At 73.6% G+C, this 17,886-nt stretch carries 21 protein-coding genes; 17 read left to right on the plus strand and 4 right to left on the minus strand.

What is annotated here, in order from left to right; all coding sequences use genetic code 11:
* Positions 1-3 precede the first annotated feature (3 nt).
* Positions 4-411: a DUF1257 domain-containing protein gene (locus tag AB0B76_RS19895; RefSeq protein ID WP_360376921.1), complete on the plus strand. Its 408-nt coding sequence runs from the start codon at positions 4-6 to the stop codon at positions 409-411.
* On the opposite strand, the gene AB0B76_RS19900 is transcribed toward AB0B76_RS19895, so the two are convergent.
* Entirely contained in the window at positions 408-1,013 is a 606-nt protein-coding gene (locus AB0B76_RS19900; protein ID WP_360376923.1) for an NAD(P)-binding domain-containing protein, read from the minus strand. The genes AB0B76_RS19895 and AB0B76_RS19900 overlap by 4 nt on opposite strands.
* A 65-nt stretch (positions 1,014-1,078) precedes the next feature.
* On the opposite strand from AB0B76_RS19900, the gene AB0B76_RS19905 reads away from it, so the two are divergent.
* From AB0B76_RS19905 to AB0B76_RS19915, 3 genes are all read left to right on the plus strand, one after another.
* Positions 1,079-1,453 (plus strand): helix-turn-helix domain-containing protein, encoded by a 375-nt coding sequence (locus AB0B76_RS19905; RefSeq protein WP_360376926.1) that lies wholly within the window; start codon positions 1,079-1,081, stop codon positions 1,451-1,453.
* Positions 1,454-1,605: 152 nt separating this feature from the next.
* The gene (locus AB0B76_RS19910; RefSeq protein ID WP_360376928.1) at positions 1,606-2,991 is read left to right on the plus strand and encodes a DUF1996 domain-containing protein; all 1,386 of its coding nucleotides are present in this window, start codon (positions 1,606-1,608) and stop codon (positions 2,989-2,991) included.
* 64 nt (positions 2,992-3,055) lie between these two features.
* Positions 3,056-4,465 carry a glycosyltransferase family 2 protein gene (locus AB0B76_RS19915; protein WP_360376931.1) on the plus strand — a complete coding sequence of 470 codons (1,410 nt, stop codon included), beginning with the start codon at positions 3,056-3,058 and terminating at the stop codon, positions 4,463-4,465.
* Here AB0B76_RS19915 and AB0B76_RS19920 read toward each other — a convergent pair.
* Entirely contained in the window at positions 4,460-5,383 is a 924-nt protein-coding gene (locus tag AB0B76_RS19920) for a glycoside hydrolase family 5 protein (protein ID WP_360376933.1), read from the minus strand. The two genes, AB0B76_RS19915 and AB0B76_RS19920, sit on opposite strands and share 6 nt — an antisense overlap.
* A 183-nt stretch (positions 5,384-5,566) precedes the next feature.
* Between AB0B76_RS19920 and AB0B76_RS19925 the strand changes: the two genes are divergently transcribed.
* The 6 genes from AB0B76_RS19925 (at position 5,567) to AB0B76_RS19950 (ending at position 9,718) form a co-directional block, all read left to right on the plus strand.
* Positions 5,567-6,115 carry an RNA polymerase sigma factor gene (locus AB0B76_RS19925; protein ID WP_360376936.1) on the plus strand — a complete coding sequence of 183 codons (549 nt, stop codon included), beginning with the start codon at positions 5,567-5,569 and terminating at the stop codon, positions 6,113-6,115.
* Positions 6,112-6,756, plus strand: a complete 645-nt coding sequence (locus AB0B76_RS19930) for a hypothetical protein (RefSeq protein ID WP_360376939.1) — start codon at positions 6,112-6,114, stop codon at positions 6,754-6,756. The genes AB0B76_RS19925 and AB0B76_RS19930 overlap by 4 nt, the downstream gene beginning before the upstream one ends.
* Positions 6,757-6,802: 46 nt before the next feature.
* Positions 6,803-7,558: an ATP-binding cassette domain-containing protein gene (locus tag AB0B76_RS19935; protein WP_360376942.1), complete on the plus strand. Its 756-nt coding sequence runs from the start codon at positions 6,803-6,805 to the stop codon at positions 7,556-7,558.
* Positions 7,555-8,868 carry a hypothetical protein gene (locus AB0B76_RS19940; protein WP_360376945.1) on the plus strand — a complete coding sequence of 438 codons (1,314 nt, stop codon included), beginning with the start codon at positions 7,555-7,557 and terminating at the stop codon, positions 8,866-8,868. Before AB0B76_RS19935 ends, AB0B76_RS19940 begins: the two co-directional genes overlap by 4 nt.
* On the plus strand, positions 8,865-9,407 hold the full coding sequence (locus AB0B76_RS19945; RefSeq protein ID WP_360376947.1) for a hypothetical protein: 543 nt from the start codon (positions 8,865-8,867) through the stop codon (positions 9,405-9,407). Before AB0B76_RS19940 ends, AB0B76_RS19945 begins: the two co-directional genes overlap by 4 nt.
* A 122-nt stretch (positions 9,408-9,529) precedes the next feature.
* Positions 9,530-9,718, plus strand: a complete 189-nt coding sequence (locus tag AB0B76_RS19950; RefSeq protein WP_360376949.1) for a hypothetical protein — start codon at positions 9,530-9,532, stop codon at positions 9,716-9,718.
* On the opposite strand, the gene AB0B76_RS19955 is transcribed toward AB0B76_RS19950, so the two are convergent.
* Positions 9,715-10,197, minus strand: a complete 483-nt coding sequence (locus AB0B76_RS19955; RefSeq protein WP_360376951.1) for a hypothetical protein — start codon at positions 10,195-10,197, stop codon at positions 9,715-9,717. The two genes, AB0B76_RS19950 and AB0B76_RS19955, sit on opposite strands and share 4 nt — an antisense overlap.
* A gap of 201 nt (positions 10,198-10,398) precedes the next feature.
* Here AB0B76_RS19955 and AB0B76_RS19960 point away from each other — a divergent pair, with 201 nt between their 5' ends.
* Genes AB0B76_RS19960 through AB0B76_RS19980 form a run of 5 tightly spaced genes read left to right on the plus strand, consistent with a single transcriptional unit; the run spans position 10,399 to position 15,001 of the window.
* The gene (locus tag AB0B76_RS19960) at positions 10,399-11,622 is read left to right on the plus strand and encodes an ABC transporter substrate-binding protein (RefSeq protein WP_360376954.1); all 1,224 of its coding nucleotides are present in this window, start codon (positions 10,399-10,401) and stop codon (positions 11,620-11,622) included.
* 41 nt (positions 11,623-11,663) lie between these two features.
* Positions 11,664-12,539, plus strand: coding sequence for a branched-chain amino acid ABC transporter permease (locus AB0B76_RS19965; protein ID WP_360376956.1), 876 nt, complete (start codon positions 11,664-11,666; stop codon positions 12,537-12,539).
* A 9-nt stretch (positions 12,540-12,548) separates the two neighbouring features.
* Positions 12,549-13,499 (plus strand): branched-chain amino acid ABC transporter permease, encoded by a 951-nt coding sequence (locus AB0B76_RS19970; protein ID WP_360376959.1) that lies wholly within the window; start codon positions 12,549-12,551, stop codon positions 13,497-13,499.
* Entirely contained in the window at positions 13,492-14,298 is an 807-nt protein-coding gene (locus AB0B76_RS19975) for an ATP-binding cassette domain-containing protein (protein WP_360376962.1), read from the plus strand. Before AB0B76_RS19970 ends, AB0B76_RS19975 begins: the two co-directional genes overlap by 8 nt.
* Positions 14,285-15,001 (plus strand): ATP-binding cassette domain-containing protein, encoded by a 717-nt coding sequence (locus AB0B76_RS19980; RefSeq protein WP_360376964.1) that lies wholly within the window; start codon positions 14,285-14,287, stop codon positions 14,999-15,001. Before AB0B76_RS19975 ends, AB0B76_RS19980 begins: the two co-directional genes overlap by 14 nt.
* Here the strand turns inward: AB0B76_RS19980 and AB0B76_RS19985 are convergent.
* The gene (locus AB0B76_RS19985) at positions 14,998-15,420 is read right to left on the minus strand and encodes a hypothetical protein (protein WP_360376966.1); all 423 of its coding nucleotides are present in this window, start codon (positions 15,418-15,420) and stop codon (positions 14,998-15,000) included. The two genes, AB0B76_RS19980 and AB0B76_RS19985, sit on opposite strands and share 4 nt — an antisense overlap.
* A gap of 179 nt (positions 15,421-15,599) precedes the next feature.
* Between AB0B76_RS19985 and AB0B76_RS19990 the strand changes: the two genes are divergently transcribed.
* Both AB0B76_RS19990 and AB0B76_RS19995 read left to right on the plus strand, forming a co-directional pair.
* Positions 15,600-16,454 (plus strand): YndJ family protein, encoded by an 855-nt coding sequence (locus AB0B76_RS19990; RefSeq protein WP_360376969.1) that lies wholly within the window; start codon positions 15,600-15,602, stop codon positions 16,452-16,454.
* An 85-nt stretch (positions 16,455-16,539) separates the two neighbouring features.
* Positions 16,540-17,832 (plus strand): condensation domain-containing protein, encoded by a 1,293-nt coding sequence (locus AB0B76_RS19995; protein ID WP_360376971.1) that lies wholly within the window; start codon positions 16,540-16,542, stop codon positions 17,830-17,832.
* The last annotated feature ends 54 nt before the right edge of the window (positions 17,833-17,886 follow it).

The following is a 17,886-nucleotide window of genomic DNA, read 5'->3' on the forward strand; positions in this document are numbered from 1 at the left end:
CCCATGTCGCACTTCACCCGCGTCCGCACCGCGCTGCGCGACCCCGCGCTGCTGTCCAAGGCGCTCGCCGCCGTCGGCTTCGAGGAGACCGAGGTGCACGACGTCGCGCAGACGCTGTACGGCTACCGCGGCGACGCCCGCCCCGAGCGCGCCGAGGTGATCGTGCGCCGCGCCCAGATCAGCGAGATGAGCAACGACATCGGCTTCCGGCGCAGCGTCGACGGCACGTTCGAGGCGATCGTGAGCGAGTTCGACCGGCGCGAGTACGGCGACCCGTGGCTGCAGCGGCTCACCCAGGAGTACGGGCGTGCCGCGACGCTGGAGTACGCCGAGCACAACGGCTTCGAGGTGGCCGGCGAGGAGCGCGAGACCGACGGCTCCATCCGGCTGCTGCTGCGCCGCTCGGCCTAGGACAGGGCCTGGACCTGGGCCGGCTCCGGGAAGATCCCGCGGGCCGCGCCGCCCGCGAACCAGACGCCGATCGCCAGGGCCGCGGTCGCCTCCAGGTACGGCGCCCGGGCCAGGCCGCCGCACGGCGCCGGGGTGCAGCCCATCGACGCGATCAGGGCCGCGACCCGCTCGGCGGCCGCCGGGGTGGAGGCGCAGAAGGGCACCGTGAGGGGGAGGCCCTCGAACGCGGGCGGGTCCAGGGTCCAGATGCTCGCGTGGCAGACGTTGAACGCCTTCACCACCGCGGCTCCCGGCGCCGCCGTCGCGATCTGCGCGGCGACCGACGAGCCGGGTGGCACGGTGAGCATCGGGCCGTCCGGGCCGGGCTCGACGGGGTTCGTGCAGTCGAGCACGATCCGGCCGGCGAGCACGTCCGCGAGGTCCGCGGCCAGTTTCGGGGCGGCCGGGGCGGGGACGGCGAACAGCACCAGCTCGCCGTGGCGGGCGGCGGTGCGCAGGGTGCCCGTGGACCGGCCGCCGACGAGGACGTCGTGGCCGGCCCGGGTCCAGGCGCCGCCGAGGGTGGTGGCCATGTTGCCGGTACCGAGAATGCCGATCTTCATGCGGCGAACGCTAGGCGCGCCGATCGACACCGCGCGGTGTCCGTCGGGCGGGGCAGAATCGGCGGATGGACGAGGACGAGTTCACCGCCGACTGCCAGGCCCGGATCGCGTTCGAGGTCCTGGCCAACCGGTGGGACAGCGTCGTGGTCTTCACGCTGGGCGCCTACGGCGCGATGCGCCCGCGCGCGCTCGTCGAGCGGATCGGCGGGCTCGGGCCCAAGGTCCTCCACGATGCGCTGCGGCGGCTGGAGTACAACGGGCTGGTCTTCCGCCGGCCCTACGGCGAGGCGCCGCCGCGCGTCGACTACGCCCTGACCGCCGCGGGCGAGGCGCTGCTCGAGCCGATGCGCGCGATGGGGCAGTGGGCCCTGCGGTACGGCGACGCCGTCCTCGACGCGCAGGAGCGATTCGCCGGGGAGCGCTCTCCGCGCGCGTCCTGAGCGACGGTCTTGGGAGAGCGCTCTCCCATTTCTGCCAGGCATTGACATGCGTCAAGCGGGGGGTTCACAGTGGGAACTCCACAGAGAGCGCTCTCTGGCAAGATCGGCCGGACTCCGCCCCCGGCCGACCCGCCGACCCCGGAGGATGCTTCATGACCCGACCCGCACGCGCGGGCCGATCCCGGCTGCGCACGATCCTGATCGGTGCCGCGGCCACCGCGCTCGCCGGCACGTTCCTGACCAACCTCGCGCTGCGTTCAGCCGACGCGGCCGAGACCCCCATCTCGCAGGGCAAGACCGCCACCGCGTCGTCCACGGAGAACGGGGGCACCCCCGCCTCCGCCGCGGTCGACGGCAACGCCGGCACCCGCTGGTCGAGCGCGTTCAGCGACCCGCAGTGGCTGCAGGTCGACCTGGGCTCGAGCGCCACCATCACCAAGGTGGTGCTGAGCTGGGAGGGTGCCTACGCCAAGGACTTCACCATCCAGACCTCGGCCGACGGCGCCGCCTGGACCACGATCAACACCACCGTCGACGGTACCGGTGGCACCCAGACGCTGACCGTGAACGGCTCCGGCCGCTACGTGAAGCTCAACACCACCAAGCGGGCCACGCAGTACGGCGTGTCGCTGTGGGAGTTCCAGGTCTTCGGCACCGGCGGCACCACGACCCCGCCCAGCAGCGGGGCCGGCTGGGTGAACATGGACCAGAACAAGTGGCAGGCGCAGGTGGCGGCGTTCAACGCGCTGCCGACCCACCCGTTCCCGGCCAACGCCGTGCGCGTCTCGGAGTTCAACGCGGCGTGCACCTACGACCACTCGTTCAAGGACGACCCGATCGTGTTCCCGGGGCTGGCCGGTGCGTCGCACATGCACAGCTTCCTGGGCAACAAGAGCGCCAACGCGAACTCGACGACCGAGTCGCTGCTGGGCTACACCCAGACCAGCTGCGGGCCGGCCAACGACCTGTCGGCGTACTGGATCCCGACGCTCTACGAGAACGGCGTGGCCGTCGAGCCCAGCGGCGTGACCGTGTACTACGGTTCCCGGCTGCCGGACCCGAGCGTGACGATGCCGTTCCCGCAGGGCCTGCGGATCATCTCGGGTGACGCCAAGCTGCAGGCCGCCACCCCGGCCGGCTCGCCGAACCAGTTCTGGTGCGCCGGGGCCGGCGGCGAGATCGGCCGCAGCACGGACGGCAACTGGCCACGGTGCGCCACGACCGCGTACCTCAACTACCAGCTGGTCTTCCCGGACTGCTGGGACGGCGTCCACCTGGACAGCCCGGACCACAAGTCGCACATGGGCAACGCGGTGAACGGCAAGTGCCAGGGTGCGTACCCGGTGGCGGTCCCGAACATCTCGTTCGTGATCGCGTACCCGACCCACGGCAGCGCGGCCGGCTTCACGCTGGCCTCGGGCATGGCCTCCTCGATCCACGGCGACTCGTTCCTCGCCTGGGACAACACGGCCATGGGCCAGCGGGTCAAGGACTGCGTGCGGCAGAAGGCCAAGTGCAACACCGCTGGTACGTTCTGACGTTTTTCCAGGACGGGGGTGTGCCGACGGCATACCCCCGTCTCGTCCCGGGTAGCTGCGCACGGTGGGAGCCTCGCAGCGCCGGCTCGCCCGCTGGCGGCCCGCGTACTCGCCATTGATCCTGGCGTACCTGATCATTGTGGTGAGCGAGACCTGGCTCACCCAGCCCCATCCCGGCGTGCTCGGCTGGCCGCTGACCGTGCTGTGGACGTGGCCCATCTTCACCACGCTCACCGGCATCTTCGGCGTGAACCGCACCCGAAAACGGCTCCGCGACTCGGCGGAGCGCTGGAGCGGGCACGGGCCGACCAGCACCGACGAGCCGCTCATCGTGGTCGTGCCCACCGTCGGCCGGGACGACACCCAACCGGCGCTGGATCGCTCGGTCCGCTCGTACATCAGCTGGCTGCCGCCCTGCTTTCCGCACATGCGCGTGGACATCGTCGTGGACGAGGGCTGCGAGGCCGAGTCCCGGATCAAGGAGCTGGCCGCCGAGAGCGACCGGGTGCGGGTCGTCGCGGTCCCGGCCGACTACCGCACCCCCAACGGCACCCGGTTCAAGGCGCGGGCCGCGCAGTACGCGCACGAGCTGCGCATGCACGAGGGGGAGGCCCGCGACGACGTCTGGGTGCTGCACATGGACGACGACACCGGTGTCGGCCCGGACACCGCGCTGGCGATGGCCCGGTTCGTCGAGGAGCAGCGCGCCGCCGGCGCCGCCGCCAAGCACCTGGCCCAGGGCATTCTGACCTACCCGCGCGAGTACGCGCTCAACAAGCTCACGTGGCTCGCCGACTCCGCGCGCCCGGCCGAGGACGTCGGGCGGTTCTCGGCCTGGACCGGCGGCGGTACCCCGCGCGCGGGCGTGCACGGCGAGCTGCTGCTCGTGCGGGCCTCAATCGAGGCCACGATCGGCTGGGACTTCGGCCCGCGCAGCCTGGTCGAGGACGCCCAGTTCGCCCTCGTCTTCAGCGAGCGGTACCCGGGCCGCAGCGCCTGGTTCGGCGGGCGCTGCTACGGCGCGTCGCCGGCCAGCCTGGGCGACTTCTTCCGCCAGCGGGAGCGCTGGTCCTGGGGCCTGGCCGGGCTGGTCTTCAACCGGACGCTGCCCCTGCGCAACCGGTTGCTGCTGGGTTACTCGGTGCTGTCCTGGGTCATCGGCCCGCTGCAGAACGTCATCGTCGTCATGCTGGTCGCCCTGCTCATCGCCGACCCGAACACGTCGCCGACGACGGTGCTCATCATCCCGCTGTGGGCGGTGAACATGGCCTACGTGATCTGGATGTACTGGGAGGGGCTGCGGGTCAACGCCGGGGTCTCGGCCGGCGGCCGGCGCCGCTGGTGGGAGCCGGTCGCCGTGATCGCCCTGATCCCCGTGTTCGGGCTCATGGAGGGACTGCCGGGACTGCGCGGCTTCATGAAGTTCGCGCGGCGGGCCGAGAACCGGTTCCTGGTCATCGCGAAGCCGTCATGAAGCGGCCCGCGCGAAGACCGCCGCCTCCTTCGACGTGGCCCGGATCCCGTCGAAGAGGTGGCGGCCCCACTCCGTGAGGCGGCCGGCGTCGAAGCCGTCGGCCGCGTCGAGGTACTCCACCCCGCCGCCGTTGCCCGACCACGACCAGCCGAGGTACCCGATCCCGCGCGCGTCGGCCTCGCGCACGATGGCGTCCGCGGCCACCGGCCCGTCGGTGTGCTGCGGCCCGAACTCGCCGACGACCAGGGGCAGCCCGTTGCGGCGGAACGCGTCGAAGTACTCGGTGACCTTCGCGGCCGTGCCGTAGACGCCGTACATGTGCACGGAGAACACCGTGTTGTGCTGCGGGTCGCCGTTGAAGACCGCCGGGGCGCCGTCGCGCATGCCGCCGGACCAGTCCTGGCCCCAGTTCGGCCCGTCGACCATGAGCAGATGGCGCAGGCCCGCGGCGCGCACCTTGCCGATCGCCGCGCCGGTCGCGCCGGCCCAGCCCGAGGTGTCGCCGTTGCCGTACGGCTCGTTGCCCAGGTTCACCACGACGAAGTCCTCGGTGCCGCGCAGCGTCGGCGCGAGCCCGGTCCAGAAGTCCGCGGCGCGGTCGAGGGTGACGGCCCCCGCTCGCTCGCCGTAGCCGGTCGTATCGTGGTTCTCCAGCACGCAGACGAGACGGTTGGCCTTGCAGTGCCCGACGATCCCGGCCACCTCGCCCGCCGTCACGTCGCCGGTGAGCACCACGCGCACCGTGTTGGCGCCGAGGCGCTTGATGTCGGCCAACGCCCCGGTGCGGTCGCGGTACCAGGCGTAGGGGTGGCTGATCCCGCGCATCACCAGCGGCTGTCCGCCGGCCTCCACGATGCTCGCCCCGCTCACGTGCAACCCGCCCGTGGGCGCGGTGCGGGCTGGGCGCGATGGCTTCACGACGGCGACTCCGATCGCGACGAGGAGCACGGCTACGAACGCGAGGATAGGAACGGCTCGGCGCATCCCGACGAGGCTGCCAGCGGGTTCACCCGGGCAACCACCCTGCTGGCGGGAACATCTTGTGGCCCGGATCACACACGGGTGAGAACCTGGGCTTCCGCGGCGGTCGTCAGGAGAGATGTGGGACGAGGTCTGGACGCGCTCGACGAGGAGGAGCTGCTGCGGCGCACCGCCCGCGGCGACCGGCGCGCGTTCGACGAGCTGTACCGGCGCACGGCCCCGTGGCTGGCGGCCCGGCTGCGGCGGCGCTGCGCCGACGACGACCTCGTCGCCGATGTACTCCAGGAGACCTATCTGGCCGTGTGGCGCTCGGCCGGCAGCCAGGCCCGCGCCGGGCTCGGCGGCAACGCGCCCGCGTGGCTGTGGACGATCGCCGCCAACCGTCTCGTCGACGCGTTCCGGCGGCGGGCCCGGGCGGAGCGGGTACCGCCGCCGGAACTCCCGGCCGTGGCGCCCGCCGCGGAGGAGCAGGCGCTCGCCGCCGACCTCGACGGGGACCTCGGACGGGCCATGCTCGCCCTGCCGCCGGAGCTGCGCGACGTCCTGCGCGCGCTGGTGCTCGACGGGCTCACCGTCCGGGAGACCTCGGCGCTGCTGGGCATGCCCGAGGGCACCGTCAAGACCCGCGCGCGGCGGGCCCGTCTCGCACTGCGGAAGGCACTGTCATGAACGACGACATCCGGGCGTTGGTGGACCGGGCGGCCGCCGGTATCGCGGCCGGGATCGACGAGGGCCCGGGGCCGGTTCCCGGCCGGCGGTTCCGTTCGGCCGGGCTCGCCGGGCGGGTCGCGCCGTGGCTCGCCGCCGCGGCCGCGCTGATGGTGGCCGCGGTCGCCCTGGAGCAGACGTTCACCAGCCTGCCCTCGCTCGTGCTGCTGCTCGCCCCGGTCGCGCCGCTGCTGCCGGTCGCCGCCGCGTGGAGCCGCCGCACCGACCCGGCCTGGGAGCTGCTCGCGTCCGTGCCGCGGTTCGGGCTGGGACTGCTGCTGCGCCGTACCCTCGCCGTCCTCGCCGCCGTCATCCCGCTGCTCGCGGTCGCGGGCCGGGCGACCGGGCACGCGCCCGCGCTCTGGCTGCTGCCGTGCCTCGCCTTCACCGCCGCCAGCCTCGCGCTCGGCGGCCTCACCGGCGTCGACCGGGCGGCCCTCGGGCTCGCCGCCGGCTGGGCCGTGCTCGTCGTGGCGCCCAGCATCGTGGCGGCCCGCCTGCCGGCGCTGCTCGCCGCCCCGGCCGGGCCCGGCTGGGCCGCCGTCACCACCGTCCTGTTCGCCGTGGCCCTGTTCCGGGGCCGATCGGAGGCTTTGCGATGACCATCAACGCCGTGGCCCGGCTCCGGGCGCGATCGGAGGCTCGGCGATGAACGTCCGTGCCGAGGCCCTGCGGGTGCGGGCCGGGCGCCGGCTCGCCGTCGACGGGCTCGACCTGGCCCTCGGCGTGGGCGTGCACGGCCTGCTCGGCCCGAACGGCGCCGGCAAGACCACGCTCATGCGCGCCCTCGCCACGGTCCTCGAGCCCGCCGGCGGCCGGCTCTCGCTGCTCGGCACCCCCGTGACCGGGCGAGCCGACCTGCGCCCGGTGCGGCGCCGGCTGGGCTACCTGCCGCAGCACTTCGGGTACTACCCGCAGTTCACGGTGCGGGAGTTCGTGGAGTACATGGCGTGGCTCAAGGAGATGCCCCGCCGCGACATCCCCGGCGCCGTGCAGCGGGCCGTCGACCGGGTCGGGCTCACCGCCCGCGCCGACGCCCGGATGAAGACGCTCTCCGGCGGCATGCTGCGCCGGGCCGGCATCGCCCAGGCGATCGTCAACGACCCCGAGCTGCTGCTGCTCGACGAGCCGACCGTGGGGCTCGACGTCGAGCAGCGCATCGAGTTCCGCGCCCTGCTGCGCGACCTCGGCGCCGGCGGCTGCGTGCTCGTCTCCACCCACCTCGTCGAGGACGTCGCCGCCGCCTGCACCGACGTGGTGCTGCTCGACGAGGGCCGCCTGGTCTGGCTGGGCGCGGCGACGGACCTGGCCGAGCGGGGCGCGACCGGCGAGGCCGGCGACAGCGCGACCGAGCGGGGCTACTCGGCGCTGCTGCGCGAGCACCGCGGCACGGTGGCGGCGTGATCGCCCGGGTCGTGCGCCTGGAGCTGCGCCGATCGGCCGCGGCCGTCGTGGCGGTGGCGTCCTTCGTCATCGGTACCGCCCTGCTGTTCTCCTTCCCCCAGGCCTTCGCGGGCCGCTGGCTGCAGCTCGCCGCCGCCCTGCGCGTGCTGCTCCTGGTGCTGTTCCCGATCGCGCTCGCCGGCGGCGCCGCGCTGGGCCGCCGCGAGGCCCGCGCCGGGGTCGGCGAGCTCTTCGCCGGCACGCCCCGGCCCCGCCGGCACCGCATCCTCGCCACCGCCGGCGCGCTCGCCGCGGGGCTGCTCGCCGCGTACGCGTTGACGTTCCTGGCCGGGCTCGCCCGGGTCGTGCCCACGTCCGGGTACTTCCCGCCGTCCGCCCTGGCCGTGGCCGGCGTCGGCGCGCTTTCCCTGCTCGCCGGGGGCTGGCTCGGCCTGGCCGCGGGCCGTGCGGTGCCGCGGTTCGTCACCGCCCCGGTCGTGGCCGTGCTCGGCGTCGCCGTCGTCGGGATCGTGCCCGAGTGGGCGCGGGTCGCGCCCGGCGCGGGCGCGGACGCCGCGGCGCTGCTGCTCACCCCGGTGTACGCCGGCGGCATCGACGACTTCCAGACCGTCGCGGCCCGGGTCAGCCTGGTGCAGGCGCTCTGGCTCGCCGCCCTCGCCGCGACCGGCCTGCTGCTGGCCGTCGCCCGGCCCCGGACCGTCGCCCCGGCGCTGCTGCCGGCCGTGCTCGGAGCGGCGGTCGCGGTACCACTGCTGCCTTCGGGCGGTTATGCGGCGGCGGCCGCCTACGATCCGGGCGCCGTCGAGCTGATCTGCGACGACCACGGCCCGCAGGTCTGCGTCACGCGCGTGCACGCCGCCCTGCTGCCCGACATCGCCGGCCCGGTCCGCGCCGCCCTCGCGACCCTGGCCGCGCGGGTGCCGGGCGCGCCGGCGCGCGCCGTGGAGAGCCGCGCGCCCGCCTACGGCACCGGCCCCGCCGACCCGCCGCACGCCGCCGGCACCCTCGTCTTCCTGGCCCCCTCGATCGGCGCGAACGGCCGCGCCGACCTGCGCGACGGCTCGTTCCCCGGGCTCGTGCTCGGCGCCGCCTGGGAGCAGACCTGCGACCCGGCCCCGGCCGGCGCCTACGAGGGCCGCGAGCTGGCGGTGGCCTGGCTGACGGGCGCGGCCCCGGCCCGCCCGGAGCCGGCCGCGGCCTACGCGGCGCTCCGGGCCCGCCCGGAGGACGAGCAGCGCCGCCTGATGGTGGCGGCGCGCGAGGCGGTGCTGGCCTGCCGCCCGGACGCGTTCGCGGGCCTGACGTCATGAGGTGGCTGGGCCTGTACCTCCGCTCCCGGCGAGTGCCGGCGGCGCTCGCGCTCGCCGTGGCCGTCGCCGGTCTGGCCTGGTTCGTGCGCGCCGACGTCCGGCTCGGCGCGCTGACGGCGATGCTCGCGGTGGTCGCCTTCGGCGCGGGGCTCGGCGCCCCGGACGAGGCGCTGGAACGCACCGGCGCCGTGCACTGGCCCGCACGCCGGGCGGTGCACCTCGGCGCGGTCGCGGTGCTCGTGGCCGGGCTGGTCGGGGCCCGGTTCGAGCCGTTGGCCGTGGTGGTGCGCGACGTCGCCGGGCTGCTCGGGCTGGCCGCGCTCGGCGCCGCCGTGCTGGGGGCGGCGCACGCCTGGGTCGCCCCGCTGCTGTGGACCCTCGTGGCGGTGCTGCCGCTGCTGGGGCCGAGCGCCGACGTGCGGATGCAGGTCGCCGCGTGGCCGGTCCAGCCCGCGGCGACCGCGGCGGCCCTGGTGTGCGCGCTCGCCCTGGCCGCGGCCGGCCTCGCCGCCTACGCGCTGCGCGGGGCCCGGGCGTAGGCGATCGCTGATCCGCGTGCCGATGGGCCGGCAACCGATCGGCAACCGGCGCGGCGCCCGGGCCGCAACCGGGGCGGCGGAGTCTGGCGGTACATCGTTGGCGGCGTTTCGACAGGCGGAACATGCTGGAGCAGCAGTACACCGGGCCGATCGCGCCCGACGTCGTCGTCGGCCGGCAGGCGATCCACGACACGGCCGGGGCCGTCGCCGGATACGAGCTGCTGTTCCGGTCCGGGCCGGAGGCGCTCAGGGCCGACCGCAACGGCGCCGTGCGCTGGGCCACCGGGACCGTGCGCCGCATCGGCGACTAGTAGTCGACGACCAGGCGGCCGTCGTCGAACGACACGCCCCGGATCTGCGTGCCCTCCGGCAGGGCGCGCAGCTGGTCGTGCAGCTGGCCGGCGATGTTCACGCCGACCACGAAGTCGATGACGTCGACGTTGTCCGGGTCGATCGCGCCGCCCAGCGCCGGCGGGTGGCTGAAGTCGTAGACCTGCTCCGCGGCCGGGGTCAGGCCGCGGCGGGCCAGCTCCGCGGTGAGGCCGGCGAACAGGTACCGCTCCTGCCCCTCGGCCGTGTTGAGCTCGGCCGAGACCGCCTCCATGCTGGGCCAGCGCCGCTGCAGCGTGCCGCCGACCGTGTCCAGCCACCAGACCCCGCCGGGCCCGCGCAGGAAGATGTCGCCGAAGAGCGAGGCGTACGCGGGGGTCTTGTCCTCCAGGCCGATCCACTGCCACGAGTCCAGGGCACCGGCGAACCGGTCGGCCGGGAACGTCTTGATCAGCTGCATGCGTCATGTGTACCGCACCGCCGGTACCGCAGCTCAGGGCGCTCGGACTTTCACAGTTCTGTTACGCGCAGGTGTCCGCCGTGTCCTTGACACGCCCGGCGGCCGTCGCCAAGATGTAAAAACCAAGCGCTTGTTAGGTTTTGAATCGAGCGAACATTCCTCCCTAGGCTGACGATTCGTATAATTCCGACAGGGGTACACATGGGCGTTTTAACGACGAGGTCTCGTCGTATCGTCGTCGGCCTGGCGCTCACGGCGCTCGCGCTGGCGGGCTGCGGCGACAAGGCGGGTGACCAGAAGCCGAGCAACGGAACCGCCACCGGCGCGCCGATCATCATCGGCATGGACGAGGACAGCACCGGTTCCGGTGCGGCGTACAGCGTGATCGCCGGCAAGACGATCCGCCTCGCCATCCAGGACATCAACGACAAGGGCGGCGTCCTCGGCCGGCCCCTGAAGCTCGTCGTCGAGAACGACGAGTCCGACCCGACCAAGGTGCCGGCGACGCTGCAGAAGCTGGCCAGCCAGGGCGCCAAGGCGCTGTTCCTGCAGAGCGGCAGCGCCGCCATCCTCCAGGCGAAGTCGACGCTCACCCAGCTCGGCCTGCCCGCCATCGCCCCCACCGGCGTGACCGCCACGCTCGTCACGCCGCCGGACAACGAGCTCATCTACATGCTCGCCAACACCACCAACGACTGGGCCCAGGTCTACTGCGGCGCATTCGCGGCGGCCGGCATCACCAAGATCGGCGTCCTCACCGACGACACCACGACGATCGCGGCCCTCGACAAGGCCCTGTTCGCGCAGATGACGTGCGTGCAGTTCGTGGCCACGGAGAAGGGCGCGGCCAACGCCAGCGACCTGTCGGCCCAGGTGGCCCGGCTCAAGAACGCCAAGCCGGATGCGGTACTCGTGACGAGCGTCGGCGGCGCCTTCGAGGTGCTCGCGCAGAACACCCTGGGCACCCAGATGGCCGGCACCAAGCGCTTCTCGCTCGCCTCCATCGGCAACCAGCCGTCCTCGTGGAAGCTGGCCTCGCCCGGTGCGCTCAACGGGCTCATCTTCATGGGCTCGATCAACAGCGAGAACCCGCGCACCAAGGAGCTGATCAAGCTCCTGCAGGACAAGAACGGCAAGGACTACGACATCACCGCGTACGACGCCCAGGCGTGGGACGCCGTGCACGTGCTCAAGCAGGCCATCGAGAAGGCCGGCGGCGTGGACGACTCCAAGAAGCTCAACGAGGCGATCCAGAGCATCCAGGCGTACCCGGCCACGTTCGGCCAGGCCAACTTCACGCTCAGTTTCAGCGCCAGCAAGCACCTGGGCGCCGATGGGCCGTGCGGGCTGTCCCTGATCGAGTTCGGCTCGGACAACAAGCCGAAAGGCCCCTGGGCCACGTTCCAGCCCCCGTGTAACAAGTAACCCCACCGGAAAATCCCCGTCCGGACAAGAAAGGCGACGTCGTGGGCCAGTTGCAGCTGTGGTTGTCCGCGCTGGAGATGGGATGCTTCTTCGGGCTGCTCGCGCTGGCCTACTACCTGGTGCTGGTCGGGGCGGGGTTCTTCAACTTCGCCATCGGCCCGTACGCGATGGTCGGCGGCCTGTGCACGTCCTACCTCGTGCTGTATGAGGACATGAACGTCTGGGCCGCCGCCGGGATCGCGGTGCTCACCTCGGCCGCGCTGGCCGTCGTCACCGAACTGGCCGTGGTCCGGCAGGTGCAGCGCCGCTCCGGCCGGGGCGAGCTGCCGGCGCTGGTGGCGGTGGCCGCAGTGCTCTTCGCCATCCAGCAGCTCGGCGGGTACCTCTTCGGCTACACCACCCTCCCGGGCCAGGCCCTGCTCACGTTCGACCCGGTGTCCATCGGCGACACCGTGGTCCAGCCCAGCAGCGTGCTGTTGCTGGCCTTCACCGTCGTCGCGTTCGCCGCGGCCGCCCTGTGGATCCGGTACACCCGGACCGGGCGGCTGCTGCGGGCGGTCGGCGACAGCACCCACGCCGCCAGCCTGCTGGGCCTGCCGGTGAACCGGGTGCGGCTCATCGCCTTCCTCGTCTCCGGGCTGCTGGCCGGCATCACCGGCCTGCTGTTCGCCCCCAAGGCCGGCGTCAGCTCCCTGTCCGGGCTGAGCTGGGCGCTGTCGGGCTTCCTGGCGATGGTGGTCGGCGGCACCGGCTCGGTCTGGGCCCCGCTCGTCGGCGGCCTGCTGCTGGGGCTGGTCGAGGTGTTCGTGCCCTACTACTTCGGCGGCCAGTCCCACGTCTACGGGCTGCTGCTGGTCGCCCTGCTGTTCTTCGCCTTCAAGCCCAGCGGCCTGTTCGTACGCCGGATCCGGACCTAGGAGAGTGTCGTGAAGCGCGTCCCCGGCTCCCTCGGGCTGACCCTCGGTGTGGTCGGCGCGGTGCTGATCCTGCTCTGGGTCGGCGCCGACGGCTACAAGCAGACCCTCGTCACCACCACGGCCACCTATGCGCTCATCGCGCTGGGCATGTACGTGCCGTACCTCATGGCCGGCTCGCTGTCGATGGCCTACGGCGCGTACGCGGGCATCGGCGGGTACGCGGTCGGCCTGCTCTCCTCGCGCACCGGCCTGCCGCTGATCCTGGCCTGGATCGCCGGCCCGGTCGTCGCGGCCGCCGTCGCGGTGCTGCTCGGCCTGGCCACCCGGCGGCTGTCCGGGTTCTTCCTCGCCGCCGTCACGCTGCTGTTCGGCATGGCCTTCACCGCGCTGCTCGTCGACGCCGAGGGCCTCTCCGGCGGCTCCGGCGGCCTCGGCTCGCTGCGCAAGCTCGACATCCTCGGCTGGGTGCCCTCGCACTACCAGGTCGTGGTGGGCTCGCTGGTCGTCGTGTGCGTCATCGCGTTCCTGCTCGACCGGCTGCGCATGTCGCCGTGGGGCGTGATCGTGCGGACCATGCGCGACGCGCCCCGCGCCGTGGAGGCGGCCGGCGTACGGGTGTCGGTGATGAACCTCGTCTCGCTGGCCATCGGCGCGGCGATCGCGGCCGTCGGCGGCGGGCTGTTCACCTACTCGGCCGGCAGCGTCACGCCCGACACGTTCACGCTCAACCTGGTGTTCCTGGCCATCTTCATGCCCCTCATCGGCGGCTCCGCGACCCCGTGGGGCGCCGTGCTCGGCGCGGTCATCGCCGTCGAGCTGACCCTGAACTTCCCGGCGGTGCAGACCAGCGGAACGCTGATCCTCGCCCTGGGCGTGCTCGTGATCCTGCTGCTCGCGCCGCAGGGCGTGATCGGCTATGCCACCCGGCTGGCCCGACTCGTGGGGGGAAGACGTGGCTGAGACGTTGCTGGTCGGCTCCGGGCTGACCAAGCGGTACGGCGGGGTCACCGCCCTGCAGGACGTCTCGTTCGAGCTGCGGGCGGGCGAGATCCTCGGCCTCGTCGGCCCCAACGGCGCCGGCAAGACGACCCTGGTCGACCTCATCTCCGGCGCCCAGCCGGCCACCGAGGGCGAGCTGACCCTGCGCGGGCAGCGCCTCGCCGGCCCGGCCGCCCGGCGCGCGAAGGCCGGCCTGGCGCGCACGTTCCAGTACCCGCAGCTGGCCCTCGAGCTCTCCGTGGCCGACAACCTGCTGCTGGGCCGGGCCGCGCGCCGCCACGGCACGGTGTGGCAGATGGTCGCGGGCAGCTTCGCCGGCGCCTTCCGCCCGCACCTGCCGTCCGACGCCGAGGCCGTGCGCAAGCTCGCCGAGGAGCTCGGCATCGACCGCCTCGACCGCCCGGCCGGCGACCTGTCCCTGGGCGAGCAGCGCCTGGTCGAGGTCGGCCGCGCCCTCGGCCAGGACCCGCTGGTGCTGCTTCTCGACGAGCCGTTCGCCGGCTCCGACGCGGCCGGCGTGCACGGCATCGTCGAGGTCGTCCGCACGGTGCAGCGCCGTGGCCACGCCGTCATTCTGGTCGACCACAACGTCGACCTGGTCGCCGGTCTGGTCGACCGGATCATGCTGCTCGACCAGGGCCGCGCCGTGTTCGACGGCAACCCGCAGGAGTGCCTCGGCAGCCCCGAGATGCAGCAGGTGTACTTCGGGGTAACCGCCGACGAGCCCGATGAGGAGGACGCCTCGCATGTCGTCTCATGAGCTCCGCCTGGAGGGGCTGACGGTCCGCTACGGCCACGCCAGCGCCGTCACCGGGCTCGACCTGACCGCGCCGGGCGGCCAGGTCACCGCGCTCGTCGGCCCCAACGGCGCCGGCAAGAGCAGCGCCCTGCTCGCCGCCTACGGTTCCGTGGCCGCCGCCGGCAAGGTGTTCCTCGACGGCGAGGACGTGAGCCGGCTCAAGCCCGCCGCGCGGGCCCGGGCCGGCATCGCAGTCGTACCGCAGGGTCGCCAGCTGTTCCCGAAGCTCAACGTCGCCGACAACCTCCAGGTCATGGCTGAGCTGCTGCGGCTGCCCCGCTCGGCCGTGGATACCGCGATCGACCGTTTTCCGATCCTGCGCACGCGCCTGCGCAGCCTCGTCGGCGTGCTGTCGGGCGGCGAGCAGCAGATGCTCGTCGTCTCCCGGGCACTGATGGGCTCGCCGCGCGTACTGCTGCTGGACGAGATGATGACCGGGCTGGCCCCGCTCATCGTCCAGGAGTTGCTGCGCACGGTGACCCAGCTGGCCCGCGACGGCGTGGCCGTGCTGATGGCCGAGCCGGCCCTGGGCGCGGTGCGGGGCGCCGTGGATCGCGGCTACGTCCTGGTGCGCGGAGAGACGGTGGCCGTGTGCGAGGACGGTGGGAAGGCCCTGGACGCGGTGTACCAGTCGAAGATGGGTGTGCTGAAGAGCGCCGTCTAGGGCCGGAACTTGAGCCGGCGACGACCGAGACCGACCAGCAGCCCGCCCACGCCCGTCACGGCCAGGCCCCCGACCACGAGCCCGGTGAGCGTGCCGCTGGTCGCGCCGCCGGTCACCGGCAGCGAGGTCGCGGACGCGGACACGGTGGGCGACTGGCTCGGCGACTTCGACGGCGACTGGCTCGGCGACTTCGACGGCGACTTGCTCGGCGACTTCGACGGCGACTTGCTGGGCGACTTCGTGGGCGTCGGGGACTTGGTGCGGTGCGTATTCGTGGGGAACGCGGTCGGATGGCCCTCGGTGACCGGAGCCGTCGTCTCCGACCAGCTCGGCAGGGCCGCGGGCCCGGCGATGAGCAGGACGACGCCGACGGCGGCGAGCGTCAAGACCCGTAGGGCACGCAGGCCTGACTGTGACATGTTGCCTCCCTGATAACTGCAAACAGATGCAGGGAGCTAAGCGCCGAAATCGGTGAGCAAGCCCTCACATTTCTGTGGGGTGTCCCGGCGGGCGGCGGCTCACCCATGCCGGGTCCAGGGCGTGCTCGGGGACAGGGGTCTATCCTCTGAGTTGAACACGTTCAACTAGGGGAGGCGTCGTGGGGCTTACGGACTGGGCGCGCGTGCTCGTCGCCGCGCTCGTGGGGCTCGGCATGCTCGTGATCGTGCCGCTGGGGCTGGATCTCCTGCCCGGGGCCTGGCCCGCCGGGCGGCGGTGGGTGTGGTTCGGCGGGGCCGTGCCCGGTGCGGTGTCCCTCTGGCTGCCGCGCGGGCCCCTGGCGGCCGGGCTCGCGATGCCGTACCTGTTCGTCGCGCTGGTCCTCGCCGCCCGAGCCTGGCCCCGGCTGAGGACGGTGTTCGAGACTCCCGCAACGGCGGCCGCCGTCACGGCGCTCGTGACGCCCTCGATCGCGGCCGGTGCGCTCGTGGCCGAGCGCGTGGGCTACCGGCTGTTCGGTTTCCGCCTCGACGTGCTCGCGCTCACCGAGGCCCACTTCCACTACGCCGGGTTCGCCGCCGCGCTCGTGGCCGGGCTGGTCGGCGCGTACGGCGGCGGGACGCGGGGCGGGCCGGCCGCGGCGCTCGCCGTGCCCGCCGGGACCGGGCTCGTGCTCGCCGGGTTCTTCGTGGGGGACTGGCTCGAGCTCGCCGGGGCCGCGGTGCTCACCGCCGGCATGTGGATCGCCGCCGTGATCACGTTGCGGACGGTCCGGCCCGGCCAGTCCGACCCGGTGACTCGGGCCCTGCTCGCCGTCGCCGCGGTCGTGCTCACCGCGACGATGGTGCTCGCGCTGGACTGGGCGCTCGGTCATGTGGTGCGCGTGCCGCACCTGCCGCTGTCATGGATGGTAGCCACGCATGGCCTGGCCAACGCGCTGGGCTTCGGGCTCTGCTCGGTGCTCGCCTGGCGCCGGATGGGCCGCCGGACCGGTGCGGGGCCGGACGGGGCGTGAAACTTTCACACGCCACCAGCGGCGATACCCCGGGCCGGCGGCCGCCGTTGACGGCCGGGGCGGGCGCGGCGGGACACTCGCCCGCGTGGACATCGTGGTGGAGTTCGAGGGCGAGGGCTCCGGGACCGCGGAGCTGACGTGGGGGCAGCGCGACGTCTGGGACCTCATGCGGCGCACCGGCCGGACGATGAACATCGGCGGCACCGTCCCGGCCGCGCCCGGCGAGACCGTCGCCCACCTCGCGGAGCTGCTGCGCTTCATCGTGAGCCGGCACCAGGCGCTGCGGACCCGGCTGGTGCCGGTCGACGGCGGCCCGCCGCGCCAGCGGGTGCACGCGTCCGGCGCGATCGGGCTCGAGCTCGTCGAGGCCGGGCCGGACCCGGAGGTCACCGCGGAGGCGCTGCGGGTGCGGTACCAGACCAGGCATTTCGACCCGTTCGGCGAATGGCCGGTGCGGATGGGCGTCGTGCTCGACGGGGAGACGCCGACGCACGTGGTGCTGATGTACTACCACGTCATCATCGACGGCTTCGGCATCGACGCGATCGTGCGCGACCTGGCCCACCTCGGGGTCGCCGCGGCGCCCGTCGCCGGGGTGCGGCCGCTGGAGCTCGCCGCCCTCCAGCAGGAGCCCGCGGCTCTGCGGCAGAGCGAGAAGGCGCTGCGGTACTGGGAGCGCCAGCTCGACCGCGTCCCGGCCGTCCCGCACCCCGCGGCGGCCGACCCGGGCCACGGCGAGCCCCGCCACTGGGAGGTCGTCTGCGAGTCCCCGGCCCTGGCCCTCGCCGTGCGCGCGGTCGCGGCCCGCACCGGGCTCGCCTCCGGCCCGATCCTGCTCGCCGGCTACGCCGTCGCCCTGGCCCGCGTCACCGGCTCGCCCACCGCGGTGGTGCAGATCGTGGTGAACAACCGGTTCCGGCCCGGTTTCGGCGAAGCGGTGACGAGCCTGCGCCAGTTCGGCCTCTGCGCGATCGACGTCGGCATGCCCTTCGACGAGATCGCGGCGCGGGCGTGGGCGGCGACGCTCGGGGCGTACAAACACGGCTATTTCGACGGCACCGCCGCGACCCGCGACCTGGAGGCGTGGTCGTGCTACCTCAACGACCGCCGCCGCGGCACCGACGAGACCGGCGGCGAGGCGCCCACACCCGAGGCGATCCGCGCGGCCCGCGCGGCGGGCAACCTGCACTGGGGCGGGCGCGAGGACACCTACGACGGCACGTTCTACCTGCACGTCGAGGACGAGCCGGGGCGGATCGTGTACACCATGTGGGGCGACACACACCGCTACACCCCGGCCGCGATCGAACAGTGCGCGCGCGACCTGGAGACGGCGGTCATCGATGCCGCTCTCGCGCCCGCTACCGTGGACGCGTGAGCGGTCCGGAGCGGAGCGGAGGGGCCGCTCGCCATGGGCACAGTTGTGTCGCGT

Source organism: Dactylosporangium sp. NPDC049140, assembly GCF_040648435.1.